Source organism: Mycobacterium lepromatosis (genome assembly GCF_000975265.2).
Lineage (GTDB): Bacteria > Actinomycetota > Actinomycetes > Mycobacteriales > Mycobacteriaceae > Mycobacterium > Mycobacterium lepromatosis.
Window position 1 is genome coordinate 1,051,880 of the sequence record NZ_CP083405.1, and the last position, 22,554, is coordinate 1,074,433.

A 22,554-nucleotide genomic window follows, 5' to 3' on the forward strand; every position below is an offset into this window, starting at 1 on the left:
AGGCAGGCGAAACGAAATATGTAGTGGCGCAATACCAGTACCTTTATCGGGACCGGAATTTACGGCGACTGCGCCCCGGGAGCCAACTCCGGCCCGGGCATGTTGACGCGGTCGGAGTTGAGTCCATTGAGGTAGTCATCAATCAACCGGTTCTCTCACGTTGAACCTGACGTTCGAGTCTGGATGAGCAGTCAGCGAACTGGTCGAACGCCAAATCCTGCATCCAGATGCGATCAATGTCTTCCGGGAGCGCGACCGAAACGACCCGACCGGCACCGAGATCGCCTTCCATCGCCACCAGACTGACGCCTTCGAAATCACTAATCAACACGGGCATCCCGCAGCTTCGCATGCATGATCTCCGCCACTCCTGCACCATCCTGGTGTTTACTATGGGAATATCCCCGACCACCGTGCAGCGGATCCTGGCGACACAGTTCGATTAGACTGTGCGGCGCGATGCCCTGGACTCGATGGGCACTTTGTTCGAACTCGTAGACGAAGAGTCGTCTAGCCAGTGGTCATCAATGAAGCCGCCGTTGTAGTCAAACATTCAAAAACCGAACTCATAACACGACTTCTTCCCTAGTGGAGCTAAGGGGACTCGAACCCCTGACCCCCACACTGCCAGTGTGGTGCGCTACCAGCTGCGCCATAGCCCCGAGAAGTTGTGCGGATCGAAGCTACACCACTACCAGGCAGCGTTCAAAGTCACTGATCAGGCGTCCTTACCCGATAGCTTGATTGACCACCTCGCAGGCGGTCTTTTGCACTTCGGCCAGATGCCCCGGTCCGTTGAAGGACTCTGCGTAGATTTTGTAGACATCCCCGGTGCCCGACCGGCCGTGCGGCCAACCACGCGTTGGCTGTCGTCACCTTCAAGCCGCCCAACGGCGCAGCGTTGCCCGGCACGGCGGTGAACTTCGAGGTGATCGGCTCACCCGCCAACTCGGTGGCCTTCCACCCGATCTACCGACAGCTTGGCCGGCCGAGTTTTCTGATCATGGTCAGCGGGCAAGTCAAGCTAGGCATACGACGAGATGCCTTACTTGGTCGGTCAGCTCCTGGTAGCGCCGTGAGGGGTTCAAACCAGTGACGACCAGGATCTCGGAAGCCAACAACGCCAGGATAATGCTGTCCTTGTCGGTGGTCCACACCGATCCATCGCACCGCAGGAACGACGCCCCGCCGATTCCTCGCCGCCGAAGCTGATCGTGCCGTCGAGCAAACCGTCGACGAACCATTTGAACCCGACCGGCACCTCGACCAGCCCATGGCCGAGACCGACGACCACCCGGTCGATGATCGAGGAACTGGCCGCGGTCTTACCGACCGCTATGCCGGTCGGTAAGGACGGCCGGTGCGTGTAAAGATAGCCAATGACCACCGCTAGAGATGATAGTTCGGATTCAGCAAAACCGCATCGGGGATCACGATTCCGTGGCCATCGGAGTCGGCGTCGATGTCGGTGGTGATCTGATAGTGGTCCTAGTTGGCGATGAGCGAGGCCATCGCGTCTGGTGCGCTGCAGTCCATCCGGATCTTGCCGTAGTAGTCAAGCGTCATGAACCACCACATAACGTCGATCAACGGATTGACGACAGTCAGGTCCAGACCATACCGTTACGCAAGCTCGACCCAGTAGTCGACACTGGCCACGCCGAACAGATCGACACCGATCCGAATCCCAGCTCCGCGAATCGCAGCGATGTCGATCATCTTGGGCAAGTCATCGACATAACTGCCAAGATAATCGTAGCGCGCTACGGTCTGTAGCGCGCTAGCTAGTGGTGTGCGGCTTGACCGCCGAACCATCGCCACACAGAATCTCATTGGCGCGCTTCGCGATTGCGTTAGTCACACGGTATCAGCCGGGCCACCATGCAAGGGTTGTACTTGAAACCTCCGTCAGACGGCGGGTTATGCGACGGCGTCACAACGATCCCGTCGGCCAGCGCGTCCGGTGCAACCGCAGATGTAGGTCAGGATCGCGTGACTGATCGCCAGTGTCGGCGTATAGTGATTGCGGGGATCCGCCACCGCTAGCACTTCACTGGCGGCGAGGACCTCCAACGCCGAAACCTATGCTGGTCCAGAAAAGCTATGCGTGTCACGGACGATGCATAACACCGCGCGGCGCGATACTCGACGATGGCCTGGGTGATGGCCAGAATGTGAGCCTCATCGAATGCCCCGCCCAGCGCCGACCCACGATGACTCGACGTGCCGAACACCACCTGCTGTGCTATGTCGTCCGATGGTGTATTTATGCGGTGACGAGATACGGCAGATCGAGGATGTCCTCAGACTGGGCCGCCTGACCGGCGCGCGAGTTGGTCACCATAGTTACCCATTCTGCCCATGCTCGACGTTTCTCGGGCTTACCTGGTCTGCAGTTCTAATTATATCATGCATTGCCCAATACATCGGTAAAACGAAAGTAATCCATAGAATTCCAGATCATCGAGAATTAGTCGCAGTCTTCGTCGGCGGCATAGCTGGGCTCGGTGGCCCGCGTAGCCCTGCGCGCTCTCACGACCCTAGACCCGGGGCGTTGGCCACGGGCAACTTCTATAATCAATATCGTAAGCACCTTTCTGGCGGGGTTATTGCACCACCCAGTTACTGGAACGGTTGGCCGCTGTCAAGTTATCGGCTCTCCTCTGCTCGGTAGCGGGTTGTTGGCAGGTAAACCACGTTTTCGACCATGCCCGGTCAAGAACGCTGAAGATAATCGAACATGGCGATTGGAACCTGAACGCCAGCTACCCTGTGATCAACATCATGGCGAGATGGCTGGTGGTGCAGCTGACCACAGTTTTGGTACAATCGAGTGCAGGTGCGCTGATAACGGGCACCGCGGCTATGACGGTCGCAATCTGGGCTGGCTTCCTACGCATCGGCGGAATCACCTCGATGCTACATTTCCTGGTGGACCGCGCGATCACGTGCCGGTTTTTCCGTTAGGCACATCGACAGTGAACATTAGCAATGCCGCGCTGCCGGGATTCCTGGACGGCTTGGCGTTTAACGAGAATGCGGCCATTCTGGCTGGTACCGCGTTCGTCGACGTCTACATCCCATTTTCCACTTGACTGCTGGAAACCCAGTGGCTAGGCGAGGAACGTCAAATACGTTCGGCATTTGCCAATATCGTCATCAGCGTCGTGCTGGGTATGACCGCCGCGGTACTTGGCCAATGGGCTGCTGAGCAACTATGAACCAGCAGGGCTTGAGGTTGACGGGATACTTCGGCGAGCGGCAACGTGCTTCGACGACGCAGCTTCAGGTCGGCTTATGGCGGACTCAATGCTAGAGTTGCTCGGCACCCGCCGTATAGCAACCAGCGTGATGCTATACGGAATCGCCAAATTCAGACCGAGCCACAAGCTGCGCAGCAACGCATAGCTCAGCCTGTCTGAAGAACCCGTGGGGGCGATTGCCGAAGTCGATGTCGAGCCAAAAATCCTCTCTCGTCCGCCACATGACCGCGATGACCAGCCACGGCCTGTTGACGATGAAGCAGGCGACGCTGGTGACCGGTCCTGCATGGCGACCTCGACAACCACGATGGGGATGCCGCCAAACTCACCATCTACGTCGGCCGCCAGGAGCGCACCGCCGGGAAGGTGGATCAGTACGCGATATGCGAACTCTTGTATCAACACGGATTCGCCAGCAGCATAGTACTCTTCAACGTCGACGGCGTGACACATGGTGAGCGTCCCCGGGCCCGCTTTTTCGGCCCCAACGTCGATGTTCCTTTGATGATCATCAGCATCGGTTCTACATAAATTAAGTATCAGCGGCCTCCACCGAACTACCCAACCCATTGCTGACCGTCAAGAGAGGATGCATCTGCAAACGCGACGACCAACTATTTGGACGTCCCCAGCCACTGCCGATGACCGATGAGCACAGACACACCCTATGGCAAAAGCTGATGGTCTATACCGCCGAAACCACCCGACACGATAGATTGCCGATCCACCGCGCTCGTCCAACGACTGCTGCGGTCCGGAACGGCGCGAGGCGCAACTGGTGTTGGACGGAATTTGGAGATGTCATGGAGACCACCAACCGCACGGAGACAAACGAGTTTTCAGCTCTCCCGCAAGGTGCCAGTAACCACGATCATCGTCGACACGTCGGAGTCTATTGCACACAATTTCGATATCGTCAACCAGCTGACGAGGTCTTGGCCTCCTGGCAATCCAACTCGAGGTTAAGCCTCTTTCGGGTCCTAGGATGTGCTGATTTTTGGGTTTGGTTTTGTGTGGTTGAGGGGTGTGGTGGGTTATGTGGTGGGGATCGGTGGTGTGGGTTGTGTTGGTGGTTTAGGGTTGGTCGCGGCGTAGGTGGGCTGCTTGCAAGGGCCGCCGAGTAGTTGGTGTTGGTCACCGGCCGCGACATCGAAGCTGGCGATGCTGGGGGTGCGTCTGGTGTGGCGGGTGGCCGGGGATCAGTTGCGCTTTTCTGGTGATGTGTTAGCCCGCCACGCGCACAAGTCACCAGATCACGCCGTGGATGGCTTTTATCTTCCTTCCGCGGTCGATCCCCACAAAAAGTCAAGTACTGCCCTAGGCTAGAGCACCGCCGTACGCGTCATCACCGGCTGCGAGGTCATCGACGAACTGTGAAACCAACACGGCACCAACACAGCCGGGGGCACACCGGCTGGCCGAGGGCCGGTGAACAAACAGACACCCCACAGCCATAGCATGCACCCGAAAGCGCCCCCAACACCCAGCGCCAACAAGATCTAGGCTAGCCCACCAAACTCCCGACCGTATCGGCCAGCGATGGCACACCAGAACACTACTTCACCTGCCACCTATGAAACCGACCAACAATTCCTGCCACAAACACCAACACCCCCGGCCACCACACAACAACAACGGCTCGGGCGAGCGGCAGCCCTGGACACAATTATGCAAAGCCCGTTGAATCTTTGGTTCTGCCAGCGCAACACAGTGCTCTGTGTACCAGAGCCAAAACCTACTGCGCCAAGCTTCCTTACCCAATGAGCTAGGCTAATAAGAGCCACGGCGACGTTGATACTACTGGCAAGTTGGATGACCACCTTATAAACAGCGGTGATATTGGCGCCGACGACGTTGTTCGGCGTCGTGGTGTAGAGGTGGCAGGAATTGACAAAATACTACCACTTGTCAAGGCTATGCACGTTCTTGAGGAACTTGCGCTGCAACTAGGTTGGCTCTGGCGATACCACGGCCACCCGGATTGGTGTGCCCGAAAAGCCGCCATAGGGTTCCCGAAGGTGTAGTCACCAATCAGGCTCGGCCACGCCCACTGCAGGTAACCGATCATGCTCTCGGGCCAGCGCGACACGACTTCGATCTCCTAACTAGACCTACCGAGCACTAACGTCTGCTGGGGACTGGCATTGAATTGATCCAAGCCATGATGTTGGTGACAGTAAACTAGACGGATTGAGCGTAGCTCGGTGATGTCGGCACGCCAGGCGGTACCGGCCCAAACGTCCAGGGCGCCTGCATCGGTACCTCGAAAACTAAAACGGGATTAGCGGCATTGACCACGTCGTACGGGTAGCCGGTGCTAGATGAGGGCCCAGATGCTGGCAATGACGAGTACCGCATGCCGCACCAACTTCACGCCAGAGATGTGAGGACGTCGCAACTGTCGCAGGTGATTCCGTCGCTGAACGTGTACATCCATGGGGTCTGTTCAGCAACGGTGACCTGCTGTTCGAAGGAGTCGTAGATGCCCTGATATAGCTACCTGTTGTTAAGTAAAGTTTCACTAGCTACGGGCTGGGACGTTGACGATATGGCCAATATTGCGTGGGTGGCGTGCAAGTACTTGGCGCCACAGTTCGGGTGCGCCATCGATGACGACACCAGATTCTCGCTCATGAATTAAGGCAAGGAAAGGGCCTAAGCAAGGCTTGTCGTCGGATGCTTCCCATTCGGTTGAGTTATTCCAACGGCACATCGACGACACCGCGAAGAGCTTCCCTGGCTTCGACTTCCTAAAAACATGCCTGGCCAAGGTAGAGGAGACGATACTCACGGTTTTGAAAGTGGTGGCGTAAGCGCCGCCGAAACGATTCGACGATGGTGAGCACTAGGAAGCGATGCACGGGTCGGTAAATAAGGGTAACACGAGGTCCGCGTCGATGATTCGAAGTCGCACCGCTACTACCGACTGTTTTGCCTCCTGGACGCAGAAGCTCTGGAAAGCGACGGCCGATCCTCGCTGTAATTGCGGGTATGAGCAAGTCAGTCCGAGCGACATTCAGCGAAGAAAGACTATGCCAAAGTACGCGACTTAGGGTGAGAAATATTTCAGCCACAAACCACGTTTGGTGAAATCCGACTAACCGATAGCGACGAGCATCGGCCCGGTGATCCGCCTATGCTCCTCAGTGGACATGGACCCATGTATGACCTTCAGACCAAGTGTTGCCGCCAGTCCAGCTACTGTGGCTAATGTCGGTTGCCAGTCTGTGCAAACAGCAAGCGTCGCACAACGCTGGGGTCAGAATCGATCGCACGGGCAAGCTAAGCCTTGGTTAGATTCGACGGCTTCCCGCGAGTCATCCAACTGGTTGAGGACAGGGTCGATAGCACCGATGCGCGCCAATTCAGCAGCGTAGTGCCATGCGAACTCGGAGTCATCAAGTCGTTTGGCCAGAAGAGCGTTGAATGTCTCAGACACGATGCACGCCTCCTCATGCCGGCGCGTGGCACACATGCCACATCATCTGAAACACTGGCGACAAGGCCTGCATTCCGTACGCGGAGCCGGCTGCGAACCTGGGAGTCACTTACGTTCCCGCACGTCGACGGGCTTTGCTGCATTAGGACTTAGGGCTGTGGTCGTGGTGGATGAGATTTAGACAGCGGCGTACTGTCCGCAGATGGCAGTGCCTCGCGGTGTCGAAACGTACCCCAGTAGGCTTCGAGTTGGGTTGATTGTCCTCCAGCGTCGGCCATCTCTGCCTGAAACCACAAGAGCTGTGACAACCACTACCGTTCGCGTGTGGCTACGGAGCACTGTATAGTAATCCTTCAGTGTGCTTGCTGGATCGAGCTTGGGTTCGTCGTCACTATGACCGAAACCTCAACCCGACAACCTTCTGCTCTTCAAGATGCAATAAATTGAAAATGAACAATATTCGCGCTGTTCTCGCCGAATATGATCATTTCGATGCGACCTGTATTGCACCTCGTCTGTACCGCTAGCTCAACCCATGCCTAATGCGATACGCCTGTCCCCAAACAATGATCTGAGAAAGCGGATTCCGCCACGCCCCTAGCAACTAAGATGCGATCGTAATTACGCATCCTGAAGAAGTGTCCGCTCCGCTTCACAACAAGCGACAAACGATATAGAGCGCACCACAGCCATGAATCCTGTCTGAAAGTTGAACCGACACCATAGCTCCGATTTTGACTACCATGAAAAGTCACACGCTCATCTAGCAGGGACCATAACCGAATGAATATCGCGCGGTTGATGCATCTCCTCTTGCTATCAAAATATGTATTTTGTCCTCTACCAAAGGCACGTTTTGCATATTTGGGAGTAACATGGCACAGGGCCATCGCACCTCTTCTATTATCCGCTAGCCTTGCCCAGGCGCCGCTAAGAATTATGCGACGCCGCGCGAACTTAATACCTATCCCCTGACCGCAGCTAGCCCGGTCCGCTGAACGCGGGCTTCTGTGCTGTCCCATCGACGGCTACTACGTAATGGTACCGCAAGACATGGTGGAACACGCCTGGATGCCTGGCCTGGAGATCGCCACCGGGAAATAGCCACGGCGCCAACAATATCGTCGTGATGGGCGTCAACACGGCGCAACTACACAGGACAATACCGAGCTGATCACCGCTGTGGTTGCGGTACCACAGCAGTACAGCCCCATCGTGTTATCCAACCACCCGGCAGTCGTGCAGTTCATCAAACACGACACTCCAAGCCTGGGCGCCGAACGTTACGCAATCGAGCTTGGATCGATGTTGATGGCCACACCCGAGCAGACGATCATCGACCTGGCTCGCCGTCCCTAGCCTCAGTTACGCCAAAACCGATGTCCCGTCCGCTGTCGCAGCACTCTACGAGTGCAGCGACACAGACCGGTCACGTACCACTCGCGACCAAAAAGCGACGACCAACGGTCCGTAGCCTCCAATTCTGCTTCGCTGACAAGCAAGTTCAACGGGGCCATCTCATCTCCCACCTGCCTTACCTTCCTGAGCAGGAAATTCGGCGACCGAATCGACTTCATAAGCGACACCGCACCCACTGTCCAAATGAGCAGCTTAGTGAAAACATCGACCTGATCGCGATCAGCGATCGCACTACCGTCGCCGACAATGTAGTCTATAAACTCTGCGCTGCTGCGGGCGCTCGCTCGCACCCACAAACGACTCAGCCGAACCCTGGCTGTTCAGCAACATCCCGATACCCGGCCATCGGTTCCTACGGACCACTACCGGATCCATCTCTGTGGCTGGAGCAGCTCTCGGCGGGCAATTGATCAGTGTGACCAACCGAGCGACGGCCCGTAGTTCAGCGTTACGCCAACACACCCACTGCGGAATTATTCATTACCACACTTCCTACCTTCGCCACATCGAAGACCGCAACGTGGACTGATCGCCGCGCACGACCTGTAGGACCTCTGAACGCTAGCACACGATCGGTACCATCGATCCCGCGGCCGTACACCTCTACCGCCGCCACAGCCCGACGAATCAACAACCGGCAGCGCACAACTTAACCAAGGCTCCAACTGAAGCCAAGTGACACACCCAACTCGCCAACCAAACGCGTCTCAATGTCTCGGCAAAATATGCGTTAGCCGCCGTGCGCGACCCGTAAGCACGGGCAGTCAGAGCCACCAGCCAAAAAAGCTCAGTCATATAAACACAGCAGGTAGATGCTAACTAAGATATTCCAATCGTCTGAAGTGGGGGCGTGGGTGGTCGGTAGGGCTGAAGTGGGGCGGGCGGGGCTCGAACCCGCGACCAACGGATTATGAGTCCGCGGCTCTAACCAACTGAGCTACCGCCCCCCCTTAAAACCTAATCTAGCTGCAAGTACATTTGCGTCCTCGACATATTCAGGCCCACGTCAGCGACGCTATCCAGTCGCTTAACGAGCGTCCGTGGCGGTCAAAGGTACTAGCAGCCGTCGTATGCATTAATGAAGTCTCTGCACAGCCTTGACATTAGTGTCTGCACTGATCGCCAACGACACCGTAGTCTGCTGTAGCCCGTGCGGTACGAAACCCGTGGCCCCCACCGCATTGCAAGCTTTCCCGAACGCTCTGCAGTACTCGTCGACGGGTCGACGGTTAGATACGCCGTAACGGCTTGGGAACAGGAGGGCATTCAGAAACTAAACGCCCTCGAAACCTTCGCACCTTCAACTAAGCTTCAGGCATCGTACTTGATCGCAGTGCGCCGTCGTATCGACGACCACCCAATAAGAAAATTGAGTACAGTGCACAAGTTTTGTTTTCAAGCGGTCGAGTGACCACGTAGCCCGTTATGCCGCACTATTCGAGCCCCCGGCGAGCACCCACCGTGGATATCCGCAACTCTATGTCGTCAAGCATGATGATTGCGATCGCGCCTCGAATGCGGCTGACGGCGCGGACCATCTTGTTGGCTGTGCGATCATGAAGCAACTGGCCCAGGAACAGCGAATACGTTCGACGAAGCAGCAGCACCGTAACCTTGCTGCCTAGATGATCATATTGAGCACTTGAGCTATCAACACATGTATAATCCGAATCAGGTGGTAATCCGGGCAATCGACCACCCGCAGCGGCGTGTGGTGTTCAAAATGCTCCCGGCGTTCCTTGCGCCACGCAGTATAATCAGCTTCGATCAACGAAGTGAACCGCAGTGAGGTCGTCGGCATGCAGCCCATTTTCGTAACGCAGTGCCTCGATCTCCGCGAAATCAACCGAATCCACGAAGACCGGTACCCGAAGGCACAGATGCTTGGCCAGGTTGGGACGTTCGGTGTGGAACATCTCCAGAACGAAAACCTCAGCGCGGTATTGCCGGTTGAACTGCACTAAGGCCAACACCAGCACGGGAAACATAACGATATGCATCACGCACCCTTGGTCAACTTAGCCACCGCGAAGATGCCCACCCCGATCGTCTATAACACCTCCGCCGACAAGTTGACCACCAGCTTGCACCGCCAGCTTGACCTGCAGCGGGTCAAATGATGATTGGCCATGCCGTAGCCGGCCATCGCGAACCCGGTGCACACACCGATTGCGAATAACGGCACCAACGCATTGACCGAGCCGCCGGTGACAACCAGCACGCCAAAGACAGCACGGGTGGGCGTCGAAAGACCGTTGGAAAACACCAAACGATGACCATGTTTCATAAACCAGGCGCGGAAGAAAAACGTTTCTCAGCAACAAAACTGGCCAACTCGAGAAAACCCTTGAAACACGTGTTGCAACAGGTAAAAGAATGGCCACAGTCGACGCTTGCACCAAAAAAGTACAGGATGTTGCCCATCACGCCGGGACCGAAGACCGTCTGGGCAATCTCGGACAACATCGACGGATATCCGTCAACTAACACTAGGGTGTGGCATGGGTGACATGTGCCGAACAAGCCACGCCAGCCACAATAATGCCCCAAGGATGCAGGCTATCACGATCAGTGCCCGAAGCGTGTTAACACCTTCGGGCTGAAGGAAATTGTTGATCGCGTTGACAACGACCTCAACACCGGTCAGCAACGAGCCACACGGCCAACAATGTCGTACTCATCACTAGACCGCCCCCCTGATGAACCGGCACCACCAAGACAATCTGTTGCGGATCGTATTTCGGTAAGCACTAAAAAATTTAATAATCAAAACCGACCACAATCGTCAGCGACGACCATAGTTACAAAAGCGTAAGTCGGTATAGCACAAACAGCATTCTGGCCTCCCGCAATCCACGCAGATTCGCCAGACACATCAGCGACACCACGCCCACCTTGCTTTCCAGGTTACAGTAGCCTAGCACCGACATCGCCAAAACCATCACCACTGTCCCGTCCTCGCACTGCACCACGACAGTGACTACGAAATTATCAGCAGCGATCTGCACCACCCGTGGCCCGTGGTTGTCTCATACGACCACGTATTACCCACCGGGCCGGGTACATACCATGACAACTTGCCGATATGACGCAGCCACCAACACCAGAATCAACAGGATGACACCGATGATCAACGCCGCTCCCGAGCAATCCGCGCTTACACACATCAAAAAATGCAACCATGTACCTCATCTATCAATCAAAATAGTTGTCAATATCTCCCCGAGTTCAGTTGATCTCCATATAACAAATCATGGACCTTAACAGGGAAGAAATTATGCTGAATAACATGTGAACCTGAGACTCAACAACACCATTTGGCTATCAAGCATTTTGGCACTTAAGTAGCAACACGGTTGCTTTTAGCAATGCAGGATAGCTGGCAACAGACTGTCAACTGTAGTTGCTATGTAGAACAATACGATTGATTGTATATCAGCAATCTGATCAGATTATTTTCGTGCAGCACAGGTAATTTTCTTGCTCGCATCGACCGGGGTATTCGCTTGCCCGAAATTAAGAATGAACATCATCGTAAACAAGAAAACTACACTACGCCAGCTGTAGAAAAGCTGTTGCTATAGTAATCGTTTTTCGTATGATTTGATACTCTAAGAATTTAGTGTGGTTATCTAGATCAATTTTCTACTGAGGAGTGGAAAACTCATGCACCAGCAGGTTATCGTCAACGGTGACCACGCACTAGCTACGACAAGAATTGAAGAGAGCGAACGCAAGTACCATCACACTCCTTGGTCTTGAACTCACCAACGCCCAAGCTAAAACGGAACTCGCCAAAGGGGGATAGCAAAAGCAACCGCCGTCATTTGCGCCGAAGATGACAACGTGAAGAATCTCGAAACCGATTTCCTCGCAAGGAAACTAAATAGAAACATTTGCATGGTGGCACAGCTAGCCGGCGAAGTGCTGGGAGAAAAGGTGGCCGACGACGATAGTCCCGGTGCAATCTTTGAGGTCGCAACCTTTGCCGGCGCTGGTGGTTGTCGAGACATGCCCAGGGCGCACCACACACCCTTCGAGTCGGCCGGCATTGAATTCATGGTTTGGCACTGAAGCAACGCGTAACCTATCGCGATCTTGCCCCGGTAGCAATAGCTCGCAGCCAGAACAACAACACCATCCCCAACAATGTAATGCCATGTCCTGGAGGAGGTGTGCAAGTGCACACCGGTGACTGGACGGCCATAATAGACAACACTGACCAGCTAGACCACTAAAGTGTTTAGGGCTCAGTATCCGAACAGAACACGTTCATGCCGCTCTCGACTGCATCGATCATTGAACACCGCGCACCTTACCCAACCGAAATCAACCCCGCATTCTATACTCGTGATCGCCGCCCTGAGTGCCGTAAAGCCAGCTCAAGGGCATTACTGCACTTTGGCTATACGCCCCCGGGAGGGCACGTTCTGCCTCACCAACGAGACGATCACGACGGTGGGTTATGGCTACTTCAGCTTTGCCCAGCAACCAACCTGGCTACGAATGTACACCGCCATGTTGATGCCGGTTAGCGTGACCACCACCACGTTTCTTGTCGCTTATGTCGCCAACGTACTGCTGTCGCGTCGATTCGTCTGGCCGAACGAATGCCCGTAAGCACGCCACCCAGGCAACCACATAATTGTCGTCAGGCTAAGCGCGTTCGGCATCCACGTCGTCACTGATCTGACCGCAGCCGGATATGACGTAGCGGTGATCGAGTGCGATATGAACACCCGTTTCTTGTCGACAGCGGACCAACTCGCCATACCGGTAATCTTCGGGAACGTCAGCTTCCCCCAAACATTGGAAGCGGCTCGTGTTTACCAAGCCCACGTCGTAGCGGCGCTTACCAGCGATGACATACAGAATCGTCCTTCGTGCAATGCTGAGACACCGGGTGGAAGCCGCTGCCAACCGGCAAGGGTGGCGTCCGCTAGGACTGCAGGGGCTGGGGGACGTTTTCGGTCGGAAACCGCTCTTTCCGGATCGGCGAAATGCAAGTACAAGCCGACCACGCACTCGATGGGCTGCAAATGTTCGAGCTGGCAGCGCAAACTCATTTCATTGCGATCACCCGGGAAGCTGCGCTAGCTCAGCTGGCCCGAGAGGGGACACCTTACTCAGCGCCAGCAACACCGTTTACCTTGTTGATCCCTACCGAAAACAGTTCGCCACACTGCGTAAGGGACAGCCTACCCGGCAGCATCCAATCAATGATGAACGCCCGCCGGGAGAGCAACAGTTGGACGTCAAGTTTTTTGTCTTACCCACCAAGCCCATTCGAGCCGATGCCACGCACCCAGTCATCAACTGGACACCGCCTCACCGGCGGTGTCCAGCACGTAACGCTCGGTGCCTTACTCGACCCCCGGGCAGGGGTCGGCCACCCAACAACAGGACAACCTTATGGGCCGGCTTTACGCATAATGTCAAAGGTCAGCGCGACGGCCTCAATATCGGAAAAGCTAATGCTCACCTCGGCGACGAGATGCGCCGGTGTCCAAACTAACGCATCCACATACCTGCCGCTCGGCTTTTGCGCAGTCATCGAGTAACATCTGAGATTCAACGAGGTCGATGTCGTCATAGAGAGTCCCGGAGCCTCCGAGGCCGAGCGTGATGCTCTCGCGCAGCGACATGCACAGTCGGCAATGGTGTTGAACGACGCCATGTATTCCGGAGGTGACCAGGTCAAGCACATACATCCGGGCCAAGGCGAGCAGAAGTCGTTGAACGTTCAGCCCGCACCCGCGACACGACCGGAGCCCCATTTCTCACCCGGTGAGACGCGCCTTGCCGCTCGGCAATCGGCTGTTGCACCTGGCCCTCACCGACGACACGTGGAAATTTGATATCCGTAGCGAAGGCATCGTCGCACAGGTGGTCTAGTCCCCCCCATTCCCGCGACAGGGTAATCTCGCTGACGCGGGCCTGCGTCGCGCATCGCCGCATGTCCAGCGGGCGTTATCGACAGCTGCTCGAGTAGCAGATCGGTTGGCACGTTCACGAAATTGAGTGAGCCAACACCCGCCCAAGCAATTGCGTCGCTCCGTTTGGTATTGATCTCAATCGCCCGCTTAGCGTCGACGAAGTCCCGTCGACGACGCCAAAACGTCGTCTAGACACTGTGGTGCGCGTAACCATACAGTCGCCGATGTCCCCGGCTCATCGAGCCGGAGACATCGGCGAACACTTCAGCTCCGGTGCCAGACATAACAGTGTCCCAATCGTCGGATGTACCGGCACCAGCCCAGCAGCGGCGCAGCATCACCGGTCTCTGGCGCAGACCGAGTCACTTCTTTGGGATGGAGGTACCAGCCCAGAAAGCACTAAAGAGAAGTGAATCCACCTCCGCCGATAACACTGTGCTAACGAAAGCACTACCACCTTGGTGCACAACCGAAATCACGACCAAACTTCGATTGACAGAAATTCCATCGCTAGTCATCGCATTGCCTGCCCAGCGCAAAGTGGCTTCGACGCGGTCGGGGGACCACTACCGTGTTTTCGTCGGCCCGTTCAGATTTCTCCGCCTGATCTAGCAACAGATTGACAACATACTGTGCCGTGATCATCAGCCGCCCTCGGGACGGATGTTGAGTATGTTGGCGCTCCGAAATAAGGCTACAGTACAGCCGTGGCTCACGGCGACCACCTAGCCGGACTGGGCCTTGGCAGCACTTGAATGCCGCAGCCGGGTCGACGGTCCGCACACGGTTGCCATGGAATTCCAGAATCAGTGATGGCCTGATACGCAACAGCGCGCAGTTGACCATCCAGAAGGCCGTCTCGGATGCGGAATAACCACTGCACGGTGGACTGAAAGTTGTAGCGCTGCTTATCGATCGACAATGACTTGTCGCCGACGATGTAGATGCCGTCGTCAACCTGGGCGATCAGGTCAACAGTAGTAATCTCGGCAGGGTCAGACTGCAGCAACACAATGGCTATCCGCTGCATTCGGCACGTGATGCGGCGATCGGCATACGAGCACCCGTTGGAGCGCGGCTGACCCAGCAGGACGCTCTGCTTTCTGCGGTGGAAAACCGGGTGGTGTTGCTGGTTGCGGCGACCGCCGTAACCGCCTCCACCTACGGCATTACCCGCACCCGTTGTTGGGTAATTGACGACCCGAAGGTGTCTGCGTAGAACTCTTCCTGGACTGCCATCAAACCAGCCGACACGTGGTCAATGCCGTCGGCGTCCATCAACCGTAAGGAAAACTCCTCGAGCACGGCGATCTTGTCCGCTGCGGGGATGCTGAACGAGCCGATCCGATAACTCGACACCCAGCTGACGTTGGCGTAGACCGACTCGGGCGCAAGCACGAGGCCACTCGCTGTAGAGCGCCACGAACGTGGTGGCCATCCCGTACCGCGCGGCGTGCTGTGCCGACTGCCACGGAAGACGCCAGCTCAGCGTACGAGGCGAACCCCCCACGTGCTGCCCACGCTCACCCGGACCGCCAACCCGATCTCGCAGCTGGCCACCTCGGTCTCTAGCTCGCCGTCACGGAGCTGGATGATCTCGATGCAGAGGAGGCGAATGCGCAGTCAAGCGCAGTTGACCCCGGCCACAGAGGCCGCCGACAACGCGGCTTCGGCCAACTCTTAGTGCGGCAGATCCAAGAAATCAGTATCGATTTACAGGTTCGGTGTCACGGCTACACTGTAACGAGCACACATGTGCGCCCGCTTTAATACCTCCATGACCAACACCAGCCACGATACAGAGCTAAACGATGAGATAGAGGGCATCTTCTGCTTGCGGGGGAGAACGACGCACAGGAACCGCGCCCTAAAGAGGAACTACCCACGATCCATCGCTCTGGCCTACGCCCTGTTGGCCCCCAGCCTGTTCGGCGTTGTCACCTTCTTGTTGCTACCCATCATCGTGGTGATCTGGCTGAGCATGTTCCGGTGGGACCTGCTGGGGCCCCTGCACTATGTTGGACTGGCCAACTGGCGATCGGTACTGGCCGACTCCAACTTCGCCAATTCACTAATTGTCACAGCCATCTTCGTAGCTATCGTGGTACCCGCTCAAACGATGCTCGGCCTGCTTACCGCGACGATGCTGGCCCGCCAACTTCCAGGCACCGGTGTGTTTCGCACGCTATACGTTCTGCCGTGGATCTGCGCCCCTTTGGCAATCGCGGTGTTGTGGCGCTGGCTACTTGCTCCCACCGACGGTGCGTTCAGCATGATCCTAGGACATCGCATCGAATGGCTCTCCGATCCCGATCTTGCGTTGCCGGTCGTTTCGGCGGTCGTCGTCTGGACCAACTTCGGCTATGTCTCGCTGTCGTTCCTCGCCGGACTGCTGGCTATCCCAAAAGACATTCACGCTGCCGCATGCATCGACGGTGCCGATGCCTGGCAGCGGTTCTGGCGCATCACCCTGCCGATGTTGCGGCCGACGATGTTCTTTGTGCTAGTCACCGGATTCGTCAGCACAGCACAGGTTTTCGACACCGTCTATGCGCTGACCGACGGCGGTCCGAAGGGCCGCACCGACCTGGTGGCGCACCGCATCTATGCCGAGGCATTCGGTTCCGCAGCCATTGGGCGAGCATCGGTGATGGCAGTGTTATTATTTGTCATTCTACTCGGCGTCACCGTCGTTCAGCATTTGTACTTCCAGCGTCGGATCAGCTATGAGCTCACCTAGTCGCCTTTCCAACACCGTGACCTACACCGGCCTGACACTCGGTGCGCTGATCACCGTCGCACCGTTCGCACTCGGCTTACTCACGTCGTTCACGTCAGCGCACCAATTTGCGACCGGTACACCACTGCAGTTGCCACGACCACCCACGCTGGCTAACTACGCTGGCCTGTACGGTGCTGGATTTCTGCACGCGACCGCGGTTACCGCGTTGATGACGGCAATGATTCTTCTTGGTCAGCTGACCTTCTCGGTATTAGCTGGCTACGCGTTCGCACGGTTACAGTTTCCCGGGCGCGATGCCCTATTTTGGGCCTACATTACGACATTGATGGTGCCGGCGACGGTTACGGTGGTGCCACTGTATCTGATGATGGCCCAAGTCGGCCTCCGCAACACATTTTGGGCGCTGGTACTGCCGTTTATGTTTGGCTCCCCGTACGCAATTGTCCTGTTGCGCGAGCACTTTCGCATCATCCCAAAAGATTTGATCAACGCGGCACGTCTCGACGGCGCTAACACTCTGGACGTGATCGTGCATGTCGTGATTCCATCCAACCGCCCGGTTCTAGCAACCTTGACACTTATCACAGTGGTCTCACAGTGGAATAACTTCATGTGGCCGTTGGTGATCACTAACGGCAGCAAGTGGCGTGTGCTCACGGTCGCGACGGCTGACCTACAGTCCCGATTCAACGCTCAGTGGACGCTAGTAATGGCCGCGACCACGGTCGCAATCGTTCCACTGATCGTACTTTTCGTTTGTTTCCAAAGACACATAGTCACCTCGATCGTCGTCTCGGGGTTGAAATGAGCTGTCTTGACAACGAGATTTCCTTCAGGGTCGTGGTCTTCGTGGATCCACGATCGCCGCAGCGATCGCAACGTGTGTATAGGAGCACAACGTGACCCGGCACCGCTATTCAACGTTAGTTGCCGAAGCGCTTGCGCTGATAACCGTCTTGTTGACTGCTACAGCAATGCTGATGGGTTGGTCAGAAAGACAGCTACGTGGCGGCAAAGTCGTCGTTACAGTGCGCCTGTGGGCTGATCAGATTTCCGCAGCATATAGTCAGTCTTTCCAGGCCTTCACCCGTACGCATCCCGATATCGAAGTGCATACCAACGTAGTTGCCTACTCGACATATTTCAATACCCTACGCACCGACGTAGCCGGCGGCAGCGCCGACGACATCTTCTGGCTATCAAGCGCTTACCTCGCAGCATATGCTGACAGCGGTCGGCTGATGAACATTGGTAACAGCCTCGGCCAGATGGCCGCCTCAGACTGGGAGCCAGCAGTGGTAGACCAGTTCACCCGAACCGGCACGTTATGGGGTGTACCGCAGTTGACCGATGCCGGCATCGCCGTGTTCTATAACGCGGACCTGCTCGCTGCTGCCGGTATTGATCCGGTCCAGCTAAACCGCATGCGATGGACTCCTAGCGATGAGGACACCTTGCGTCCCTTGTTGACCCAGCTCACCCTAGATACCAATGGAAATGTCGCTAACGCAAAAGGTTTCGACTCAGGACGAGTCCGTCAATGGGGGTACAACGCAGCCAACGACCCCCAGGCCATCTACCTTAACTACATCGGTTCCGCCGGTGGGATATTCCAGCGCGGCGACGAATTCGCCTTCGATAACCTTTCGGCGGTCGAGGCATTCCGATACCTGGTCAATCTGATCAACAACGACCACGTGGCACCACCGGCCTCAGACACCAACAACAACAGTGATTTCTCGCGCAACCAATTTTTGTCTGGCAGGATGGCGCTCTTCCAATCCGGCACCTACAACCTGGGACCAATAGCCCACGAGGCCCGGTTCCACTGGGGTATCGCGATGATGCCAACCGGTCCGCAAGGACGAGTGAGCGTTACCAATGGTATTGCTGCAGAAGGTAATTCGGCAACCAAACATCCGGATGCGGTGCGTCAGGTATTGGCCTGGATGGGCAGCAGGGAAGGCAACGCGTACTTGGGCCGTCACGGTGCTGCCATCCCAGCAGTGCGATCAGCTCAGTCGGTCTACTTCGACTACTGGGCCGCGAAAGGCATCGACGTAACGCCTTTTTTCTCGGTGCTGGACGGCCCGCACATTCCGGCTCCTGGCGGCACCGGCTTTCCTGCCGGAAACGACGCATTGCAAAGCTATTTCGACGAACTGTTCCTCGGCCACGGCGATGTCGCAACAATCCTGTGTCAGGCTCAAGCGGCAGCCAACGCCGCAACTCATCGTTAGCTGGGAAGCATCAGAACCGGGCTGTAGCGGATAATCTTGTAACTGAGCGATCCGCGGAGTACCCGGTCGATCTCTCCCTCCTCCCAGTTCACTGCACCGAGCAGCCTATCTCTACTAGTAATCGATAACCACTTGCAATACAACGTCTTCGTCGACTATTCCATAAATCTTCATATTTCCAGATTCTCTCGCGCTTACGACACCCACGGGCCGAGGAGCGAATCCTCAACGTCCCAACCGATCCCCGGTGAATACATCATCTGGCCGCGCATCGCGAAGCTGGCCACCCACGTAAGTACCCCGAAATTGTTTGGCGGACTGAAAGCAGCGCCTCACCCCATCGACTGCATCCAGGATAGTCGAATAGAAACACGTCACCCACGATAGCTTGCAGGTGTGACCACGATATCCGGGGAGAGTGAATCGCTACTGACACCGACGACGAACGCAGCAGCCAGTCAGCCGTCGAACCGATTACCACCTTCCCCTGCCCGCGTCCACCGTTCAAAAACGACCCCAAAACCAGGATCTCAGCGTCGACTTCCTCGACCACCTCGATAAACCCAGCCACGACCGAATGGTACGCGCTGTGGCATTAGTTGATCTTGATCCTGTCAGCCATGTTGTCTAAATGCTTCTGGTCCTCATTCGCCGAGTCCGCGGTAAGGCAATCTACCCATTGCCCTTATTCGGCATCGATACGCGCCCGTGACGGAATCAGTCACGGTTTCGACACGATGATCGCTACGGTTAGCGACGTTCTCGGCACCCGCGCGGTGCGTACGGCTAGGTGTAATCCTGACAACCCGACCTTGCCAGCCAGGTAGCCGGCAACGACAGTCACAACATTTCCTTCGGAGGATTGTTGAACACTTTGTTCTGCTGGGCTCTTATCGCGATGCGACCAGTACCGCGAATAAGTTGATCGCGCTGTGATGACTCCCCACGCCAGGGCAGAAGATCAGAGCCAGTGCGATCATCCGCTGAATGCAATCTAAACTCTAAATATACCAGAGCAGGCTGGCGAGAAGATATCCACACGCCAGCACTGAAAGTACCCGTGTCACCGGATAACCAGGCACTTTGAACATATGCGACAGGTTGGGCTCACACACGCGCAGGATGATCACCCCGGTAGACACGACGATGAATGCCAGTAAGCGCGCCTAAGGACACCATGTCCACCAAATCAGACAGCGGTACGACGACAGTCAGCATCGATGCAGCCGTCGCAACGAGGATCGTATTGGCTACCGGAATCATCTTGCGCAAATTAACCGTCGCAAGCTAAGTCGGCAAACAACAATCCTTCGCGGTCCATGGCAAACAGGACGCGCGTCTGACCATACGTCGTGACCAACATGATGGTAAAGATCGAAATCACCACACCGGTAGCCAGGATAGTGGTGGCCCACTTGCCGTGCGTAACGTGGTCGAGGATCTTCACCAGCCCGGCTTCTTGCTGCCCACCGAACTTCTGCCACGGCTGAGTGCCCAACGCAGCGAGCGCGACAAACACATACACGCTTGTGACGACTATCGGCACCGCGATCAGTGCTCAAGGCATCATCTTCTGCGGGTTTTTCTCTCGTCACCCGAGGTCGACAAGATATCAAGGCCAATGAAAGAGAAAATCGTGTCCGCCGCCGCACTGATGCCGGCGACGCCGAATGGCGTTAAAACCTTGATGATAGTTGGCGTCGTAAGCGCTGAACGCGATGACTATGAAATGCCCAGCACACCGAGCTTGATTCAGCACCATGATCGCGCTGACCTTAGCCGACTCGCTGGTGGCGCAGATCAAAATAAGCCACACATTCCGATCAGGATGAAGACCGGCAGATTCACATAACCCTGTGCCGAGTTCCACGACACGGCCGACAAAGCCTGCAACATCTCGAATCCGAATAAGTTTCGCAACAGCTTGTTGACGTAACCGCTCCAACCGATCGCGGCGATAGCCACTCCTTACTTCAACAACAAGCAAGCACCCACACCTAATCTCAACGGCCTCGTTTAGCGTGGTGTATTAAGTACGAATACGATTAACCCGAGCCCGCGGAAACTAGTTCCGCATAGCCGCAACACCCATGACGACAAGCAAGATTATCATCCCAGAGCCTGATTCTGACCTCGCCTGGTACAGCACAAAGAAAATGCTGGTATAATTGTCGGCCGAATCCCGAACGCCCCAGGTCGAACGTGCCAATACTCCGTTTGAGGTGGGCAGAGGCCGCGGCATCTGCTTTGTCAGGCTGAGCGACAGGAACGTCATTGCACTTCCGGAATTGTTGGATCAGCTGATTATCAAACCTCCCTCAACGCGGCGAAGGAACACAGTACCGACCAGTCGATCTCCCAAGCATTTATGATCTCAGTGTAAGTGCGCACCGTAGCGCTGAACCGCGGGTGTCCTTCACCAGCCACACCACGGCCGGCCAACCGCAGGCTTCATTCTTTGCCGGTGGCCAGCGTCGGCTCCATAGCGACGCCTGACCACAATCCCAAGCCGTGCAGCGGCCGACACGCCGTCGCCAATCAGTCATCCGCAGACAGCGACACAGATGCACGCACAATTAAGCCGATCGAGCCTGGAATTCCCCACGGGCCAACATGTAAACAACCGTCGTACCGATTGCCGAGGTCAACGGGTTGCTACCGAACGTCGAACCGTGCTCACCGGAATGAAACACACCGAGAAGCCCGGGGTCTGCGACCACCGCCGACAGTGGAACCTCGCCGACGCTGAACACCTTACCAAGCAGACAAAGAGTCAATGCTACGCCCCCAGGGGGTCACGCACAAAAATATAGCCGGTGCGGGCCAACTCGACTGGATTTTGTCGGCGATCATCAGCACGTTGTGCTCGCTGCCTAATGCCTGCACGGCCAGCAGGTAGTCGTCTGGAGGAACAATGATGTCGGCCTCTCCTAGGAGAGGCTCAAGTCGCACCACGATGGTGTTGTCGTCGATCGCTTCAGCCGAAGCCGCGGTATCATCGAACGACATCCTGATGTTAAAAGCTCAACTCTGCGTAGCACTACTGGATCAGACGAAAATCTGCCGCCGCTGATCATGCAACCATGGAAGTTGTTGTCGGCCAAGATAATGTGTTCCTGACACTAGGGAACGCCTTTGACCTCTGCTACCCTACTTGCGGGTGACCTTGAGGCAGTTTTCCACTGCTTCAGCGCCGGAGTTCATCGGCAACACCACGTCTTTTCCGCACAACTGGACAAGCGCAGCGGAAAACGATCCGACATTGTCGGAATGGAAAGCCCGACTCACCAATCATAACGGTGTCGAGTTGAGCGTGGGCCACCGCAATGAGCTCGACGGCAGGCGCTACCTGGATTGCTTGGCCGCCTATTCGGCGGCCAAGCAATCCAGGTAGCGCCTGCCGTCGAGATCGGTGATCCACGCGCCCCAACTCTTGCTGTTATCACCAATACTATCGTATAGTTATACGTTGCATTCTTGTCCGTTAAAGCAATCACCTCTTAAGTTTGTTCTG

23 protein-coding genes, 2 tRNA genes and 5 pseudogenes are annotated in these 22,554 nt (G+C 56.2%); 12 read left to right on the forward strand and 18 right to left on the reverse strand.

Annotation, left to right across the window (positions count from 1 at the left end):
* Positions 1-142 precede the first annotated feature (142 nt).
* The 3 genes and pseudogenes from MLPF_RS04870 to MLPF_RS04880 form a co-directional block, all read right to left on the reverse strand.
* Positions 143-328: a hypothetical protein gene (locus MLPF_RS04870; protein WP_156147168.1), complete on the reverse strand. Its 186-nt coding sequence runs from the start codon at positions 326-328 to the stop codon at positions 143-145.
* 261 nt (positions 329-589) lie between these two features.
* A tRNA-Ala gene (locus tag MLPF_RS04875) sits at positions 590-662 on the reverse strand.
* Between the two features lie 66 nt (positions 663-728).
* Positions 729-2,344, reverse strand: a pseudogene (locus tag MLPF_RS04880) (phosphohexomutase domain-containing protein).
* A gap of 521 nt (positions 2,345-2,865) precedes the next feature.
* Between MLPF_RS04880 and crcB the strand changes: the two are divergent.
* The 3 genes and pseudogenes from crcB (at position 2,866) to MLPF_RS04895 (ending at position 4,589) form a co-directional block, all read left to right on the forward strand.
* Positions 2,866-3,221, forward strand: a pseudogene (gene crcB / locus MLPF_RS04885) (fluoride efflux transporter CrcB).
* Positions 3,222-3,629: 408 nt separating this feature from the next.
* Positions 3,630-3,794, forward strand: coding sequence for a DUF190 domain-containing protein (locus MLPF_RS04890; protein WP_237756000.1), 165 nt, complete (start codon positions 3,630-3,632; stop codon positions 3,792-3,794).
* Positions 3,795-4,358: 564 nt separating this feature from the next.
* Complete coding sequence (locus MLPF_RS04895; protein ID WP_237817102.1) at positions 4,359-4,589, forward strand: hypothetical protein; 231 nt, start codon at positions 4,359-4,361, stop codon at positions 4,587-4,589.
* On the opposite strand, the gene MLPF_RS04900 is transcribed toward MLPF_RS04895, so the two are convergent.
* Both MLPF_RS04900 and MLPF_RS04905 read right to left on the reverse strand, forming a co-directional pair.
* On the reverse strand, positions 4,586-4,756 hold the full coding sequence (locus MLPF_RS04900) for a hypothetical protein (protein WP_237817104.1): 171 nt from the start codon (positions 4,754-4,756) through the stop codon (positions 4,586-4,588). The genes MLPF_RS04895 and MLPF_RS04900 overlap by 4 nt on opposite strands.
* Before the next feature lie 1,766 nt (positions 4,757-6,522).
* Complete coding sequence (locus MLPF_RS04905) at positions 6,523-6,702, reverse strand: hypothetical protein (protein ID WP_237756001.1); 180 nt, start codon at positions 6,700-6,702, stop codon at positions 6,523-6,525.
* A 1,182-nt stretch (positions 6,703-7,884) separates the two neighbouring features.
* Here MLPF_RS04905 and MLPF_RS04910 point away from each other — a divergent pair.
* On the forward strand, positions 7,885-8,061 hold the full coding sequence (locus tag MLPF_RS04910; protein WP_156147170.1) for a hypothetical protein: 177 nt from the start codon (positions 7,885-7,887) through the stop codon (positions 8,059-8,061).
* Between the two features lie 933 nt (positions 8,062-8,994).
* On the opposite strand, the gene MLPF_RS04915 is transcribed toward MLPF_RS04910, so the two are convergent.
* The 7 genes from MLPF_RS04915 to MLPF_RS15575 form a co-directional block, all read right to left on the reverse strand.
* Positions 8,995-9,068, reverse strand: a tRNA-Ile gene (locus MLPF_RS04915).
* 486 nt (positions 9,069-9,554) lie between these two features.
* Positions 9,555-9,728, reverse strand: a complete 174-nt coding sequence (locus MLPF_RS04920) for a hypothetical protein (RefSeq protein WP_236685076.1) — start codon at positions 9,726-9,728, stop codon at positions 9,555-9,557.
* A 14-nt stretch (positions 9,729-9,742) separates the two neighbouring features.
* Complete coding sequence (locus MLPF_RS04925; protein ID WP_236685077.1) at positions 9,743-9,892, reverse strand: hypothetical protein; 150 nt, start codon at positions 9,890-9,892, stop codon at positions 9,743-9,745.
* Complete coding sequence (locus MLPF_RS04930; protein ID WP_045843388.1) at positions 9,879-10,121, reverse strand: hypothetical protein; 243 nt, start codon at positions 10,119-10,121, stop codon at positions 9,879-9,881. The genes MLPF_RS04925 and MLPF_RS04930 overlap by 14 nt, the downstream gene beginning before the upstream one ends.
* Positions 10,122-10,171: 50 nt before the next feature.
* Positions 10,172-10,387 carry a hypothetical protein gene (locus tag MLPF_RS04935; protein ID WP_156147171.1) on the reverse strand — a complete coding sequence of 72 codons (216 nt, stop codon included), beginning with the start codon at positions 10,385-10,387 and terminating at the stop codon, positions 10,172-10,174.
* Between the two features lie 535 nt (positions 10,388-10,922).
* Positions 10,923-11,090, reverse strand: coding sequence for a hypothetical protein (locus MLPF_RS04940; protein ID WP_236685078.1), 168 nt, complete (start codon positions 11,088-11,090; stop codon positions 10,923-10,925).
* A 75-nt stretch (positions 11,091-11,165) separates the two neighbouring features.
* Positions 11,166-11,288, reverse strand: a complete 123-nt coding sequence (locus MLPF_RS15575; RefSeq protein ID WP_272946118.1) for a hypothetical protein — start codon at positions 11,286-11,288, stop codon at positions 11,166-11,168.
* Between the two features lie 679 nt (positions 11,289-11,967).
* On the opposite strand from MLPF_RS15575, the gene MLPF_RS04945 reads away from it, so the two are divergent.
* From MLPF_RS04945 to MLPF_RS04960, 4 genes are all read left to right on the forward strand, one after another.
* On the forward strand, positions 11,968-12,195 hold the full coding sequence (locus MLPF_RS04945) for a hypothetical protein (protein WP_156147172.1): 228 nt from the start codon (positions 11,968-11,970) through the stop codon (positions 12,193-12,195).
* A 276-nt stretch (positions 12,196-12,471) separates the two neighbouring features.
* A complete protein-coding gene (locus MLPF_RS04950) occupies positions 12,472-12,741 on the forward strand; it encodes a hypothetical protein (RefSeq protein WP_050039209.1) in 270 nt (89 codons plus the stop codon).
* 69 nt (positions 12,742-12,810) lie between these two features.
* Positions 12,811-13,218: an NAD-binding protein gene (locus MLPF_RS17110; RefSeq protein WP_420329618.1), complete on the forward strand. Its 408-nt coding sequence runs from the start codon at positions 12,811-12,813 to the stop codon at positions 13,216-13,218.
* Entirely contained in the window at positions 13,122-13,682 is a 561-nt protein-coding gene (locus tag MLPF_RS04960; RefSeq protein WP_156147174.1) for a hypothetical protein, read from the forward strand. Before MLPF_RS17110 ends, MLPF_RS04960 begins: the two co-directional genes overlap by 97 nt.
* A 1,087-nt stretch (positions 13,683-14,769) precedes the next feature.
* On the opposite strand, the gene MLPF_RS17115 is transcribed toward MLPF_RS04960, so the two are convergent.
* Positions 14,770-15,087: a hypothetical protein gene (locus MLPF_RS17115; protein WP_050039211.1), complete on the reverse strand. Its 318-nt coding sequence runs from the start codon at positions 15,085-15,087 to the stop codon at positions 14,770-14,772.
* 51 nt (positions 15,088-15,138) lie between these two features.
* On the opposite strand from MLPF_RS17115, the pseudogene MLPF_RS17120 reads away from it, so the two are divergent.
* Positions 15,139-15,216, forward strand: a pseudogene (locus tag MLPF_RS17120) (hypothetical protein); the annotation flags it as partial.
* A 2-nt stretch (positions 15,217-15,218) separates the two neighbouring features.
* Here the strand turns inward: MLPF_RS17120 and MLPF_RS17125 are convergent.
* The gene (locus MLPF_RS17125) at positions 15,219-15,455 is read right to left on the reverse strand and encodes a hypothetical protein (RefSeq protein WP_050039212.1); all 237 of its coding nucleotides are present in this window, start codon (positions 15,453-15,455) and stop codon (positions 15,219-15,221) included.
* A gap of 355 nt (positions 15,456-15,810) precedes the next feature.
* Here MLPF_RS17125 and MLPF_RS04970 point away from each other — a divergent pair, with 355 nt between their 5' ends.
* From MLPF_RS04970 to MLPF_RS04980, 3 genes are all read left to right on the forward strand, one after another.
* Positions 15,811-16,797 (forward strand): carbohydrate ABC transporter permease, encoded by a 987-nt coding sequence (locus tag MLPF_RS04970; protein WP_082082397.1) that lies wholly within the window; start codon positions 15,811-15,813, stop codon positions 16,795-16,797.
* Positions 16,784-17,608 (forward strand): carbohydrate ABC transporter permease, encoded by an 825-nt coding sequence (locus MLPF_RS04975; protein WP_045843392.1) that lies wholly within the window; start codon positions 16,784-16,786, stop codon positions 17,606-17,608. The genes MLPF_RS04970 and MLPF_RS04975 overlap by 14 nt, the downstream gene beginning before the upstream one ends.
* A 91-nt stretch (positions 17,609-17,699) precedes the next feature.
* Positions 17,700-19,040: an ABC transporter substrate-binding protein gene (locus MLPF_RS04980; protein ID WP_045843393.1), complete on the forward strand. Its 1,341-nt coding sequence runs from the start codon at positions 17,700-17,702 to the stop codon at positions 19,038-19,040.
* A 256-nt stretch (positions 19,041-19,296) separates the two neighbouring features.
* Here MLPF_RS04980 and MLPF_RS04985 read toward each other — a convergent pair whose 3' ends face one another.
* The 4 genes and pseudogenes from MLPF_RS04985 to MLPF_RS17130 form a co-directional block, all read right to left on the reverse strand.
* Positions 19,297-19,611: a universal stress protein gene (locus MLPF_RS04985; protein WP_236685080.1), complete on the reverse strand. Its 315-nt coding sequence runs from the start codon at positions 19,609-19,611 to the stop codon at positions 19,297-19,299.
* A 150-nt stretch (positions 19,612-19,761) separates the two neighbouring features.
* Positions 19,762-19,884, reverse strand: coding sequence for a hypothetical protein (locus MLPF_RS15580; protein WP_272946119.1), 123 nt, complete (start codon positions 19,882-19,884; stop codon positions 19,762-19,764).
* 46 nt (positions 19,885-19,930) lie between these two features.
* Positions 19,931-21,337 (reverse strand): annotated as a pseudogene (locus MLPF_RS04990) (APC family permease).
* Between the two features lie 10 nt (positions 21,338-21,347).
* A pseudogene (locus MLPF_RS17130) lies at positions 21,348-22,537 on the reverse strand (aminotransferase class III-fold pyridoxal phosphate-dependent enzyme).
* Between the last annotated feature and the right edge of the window lie 17 nt (positions 22,538-22,554).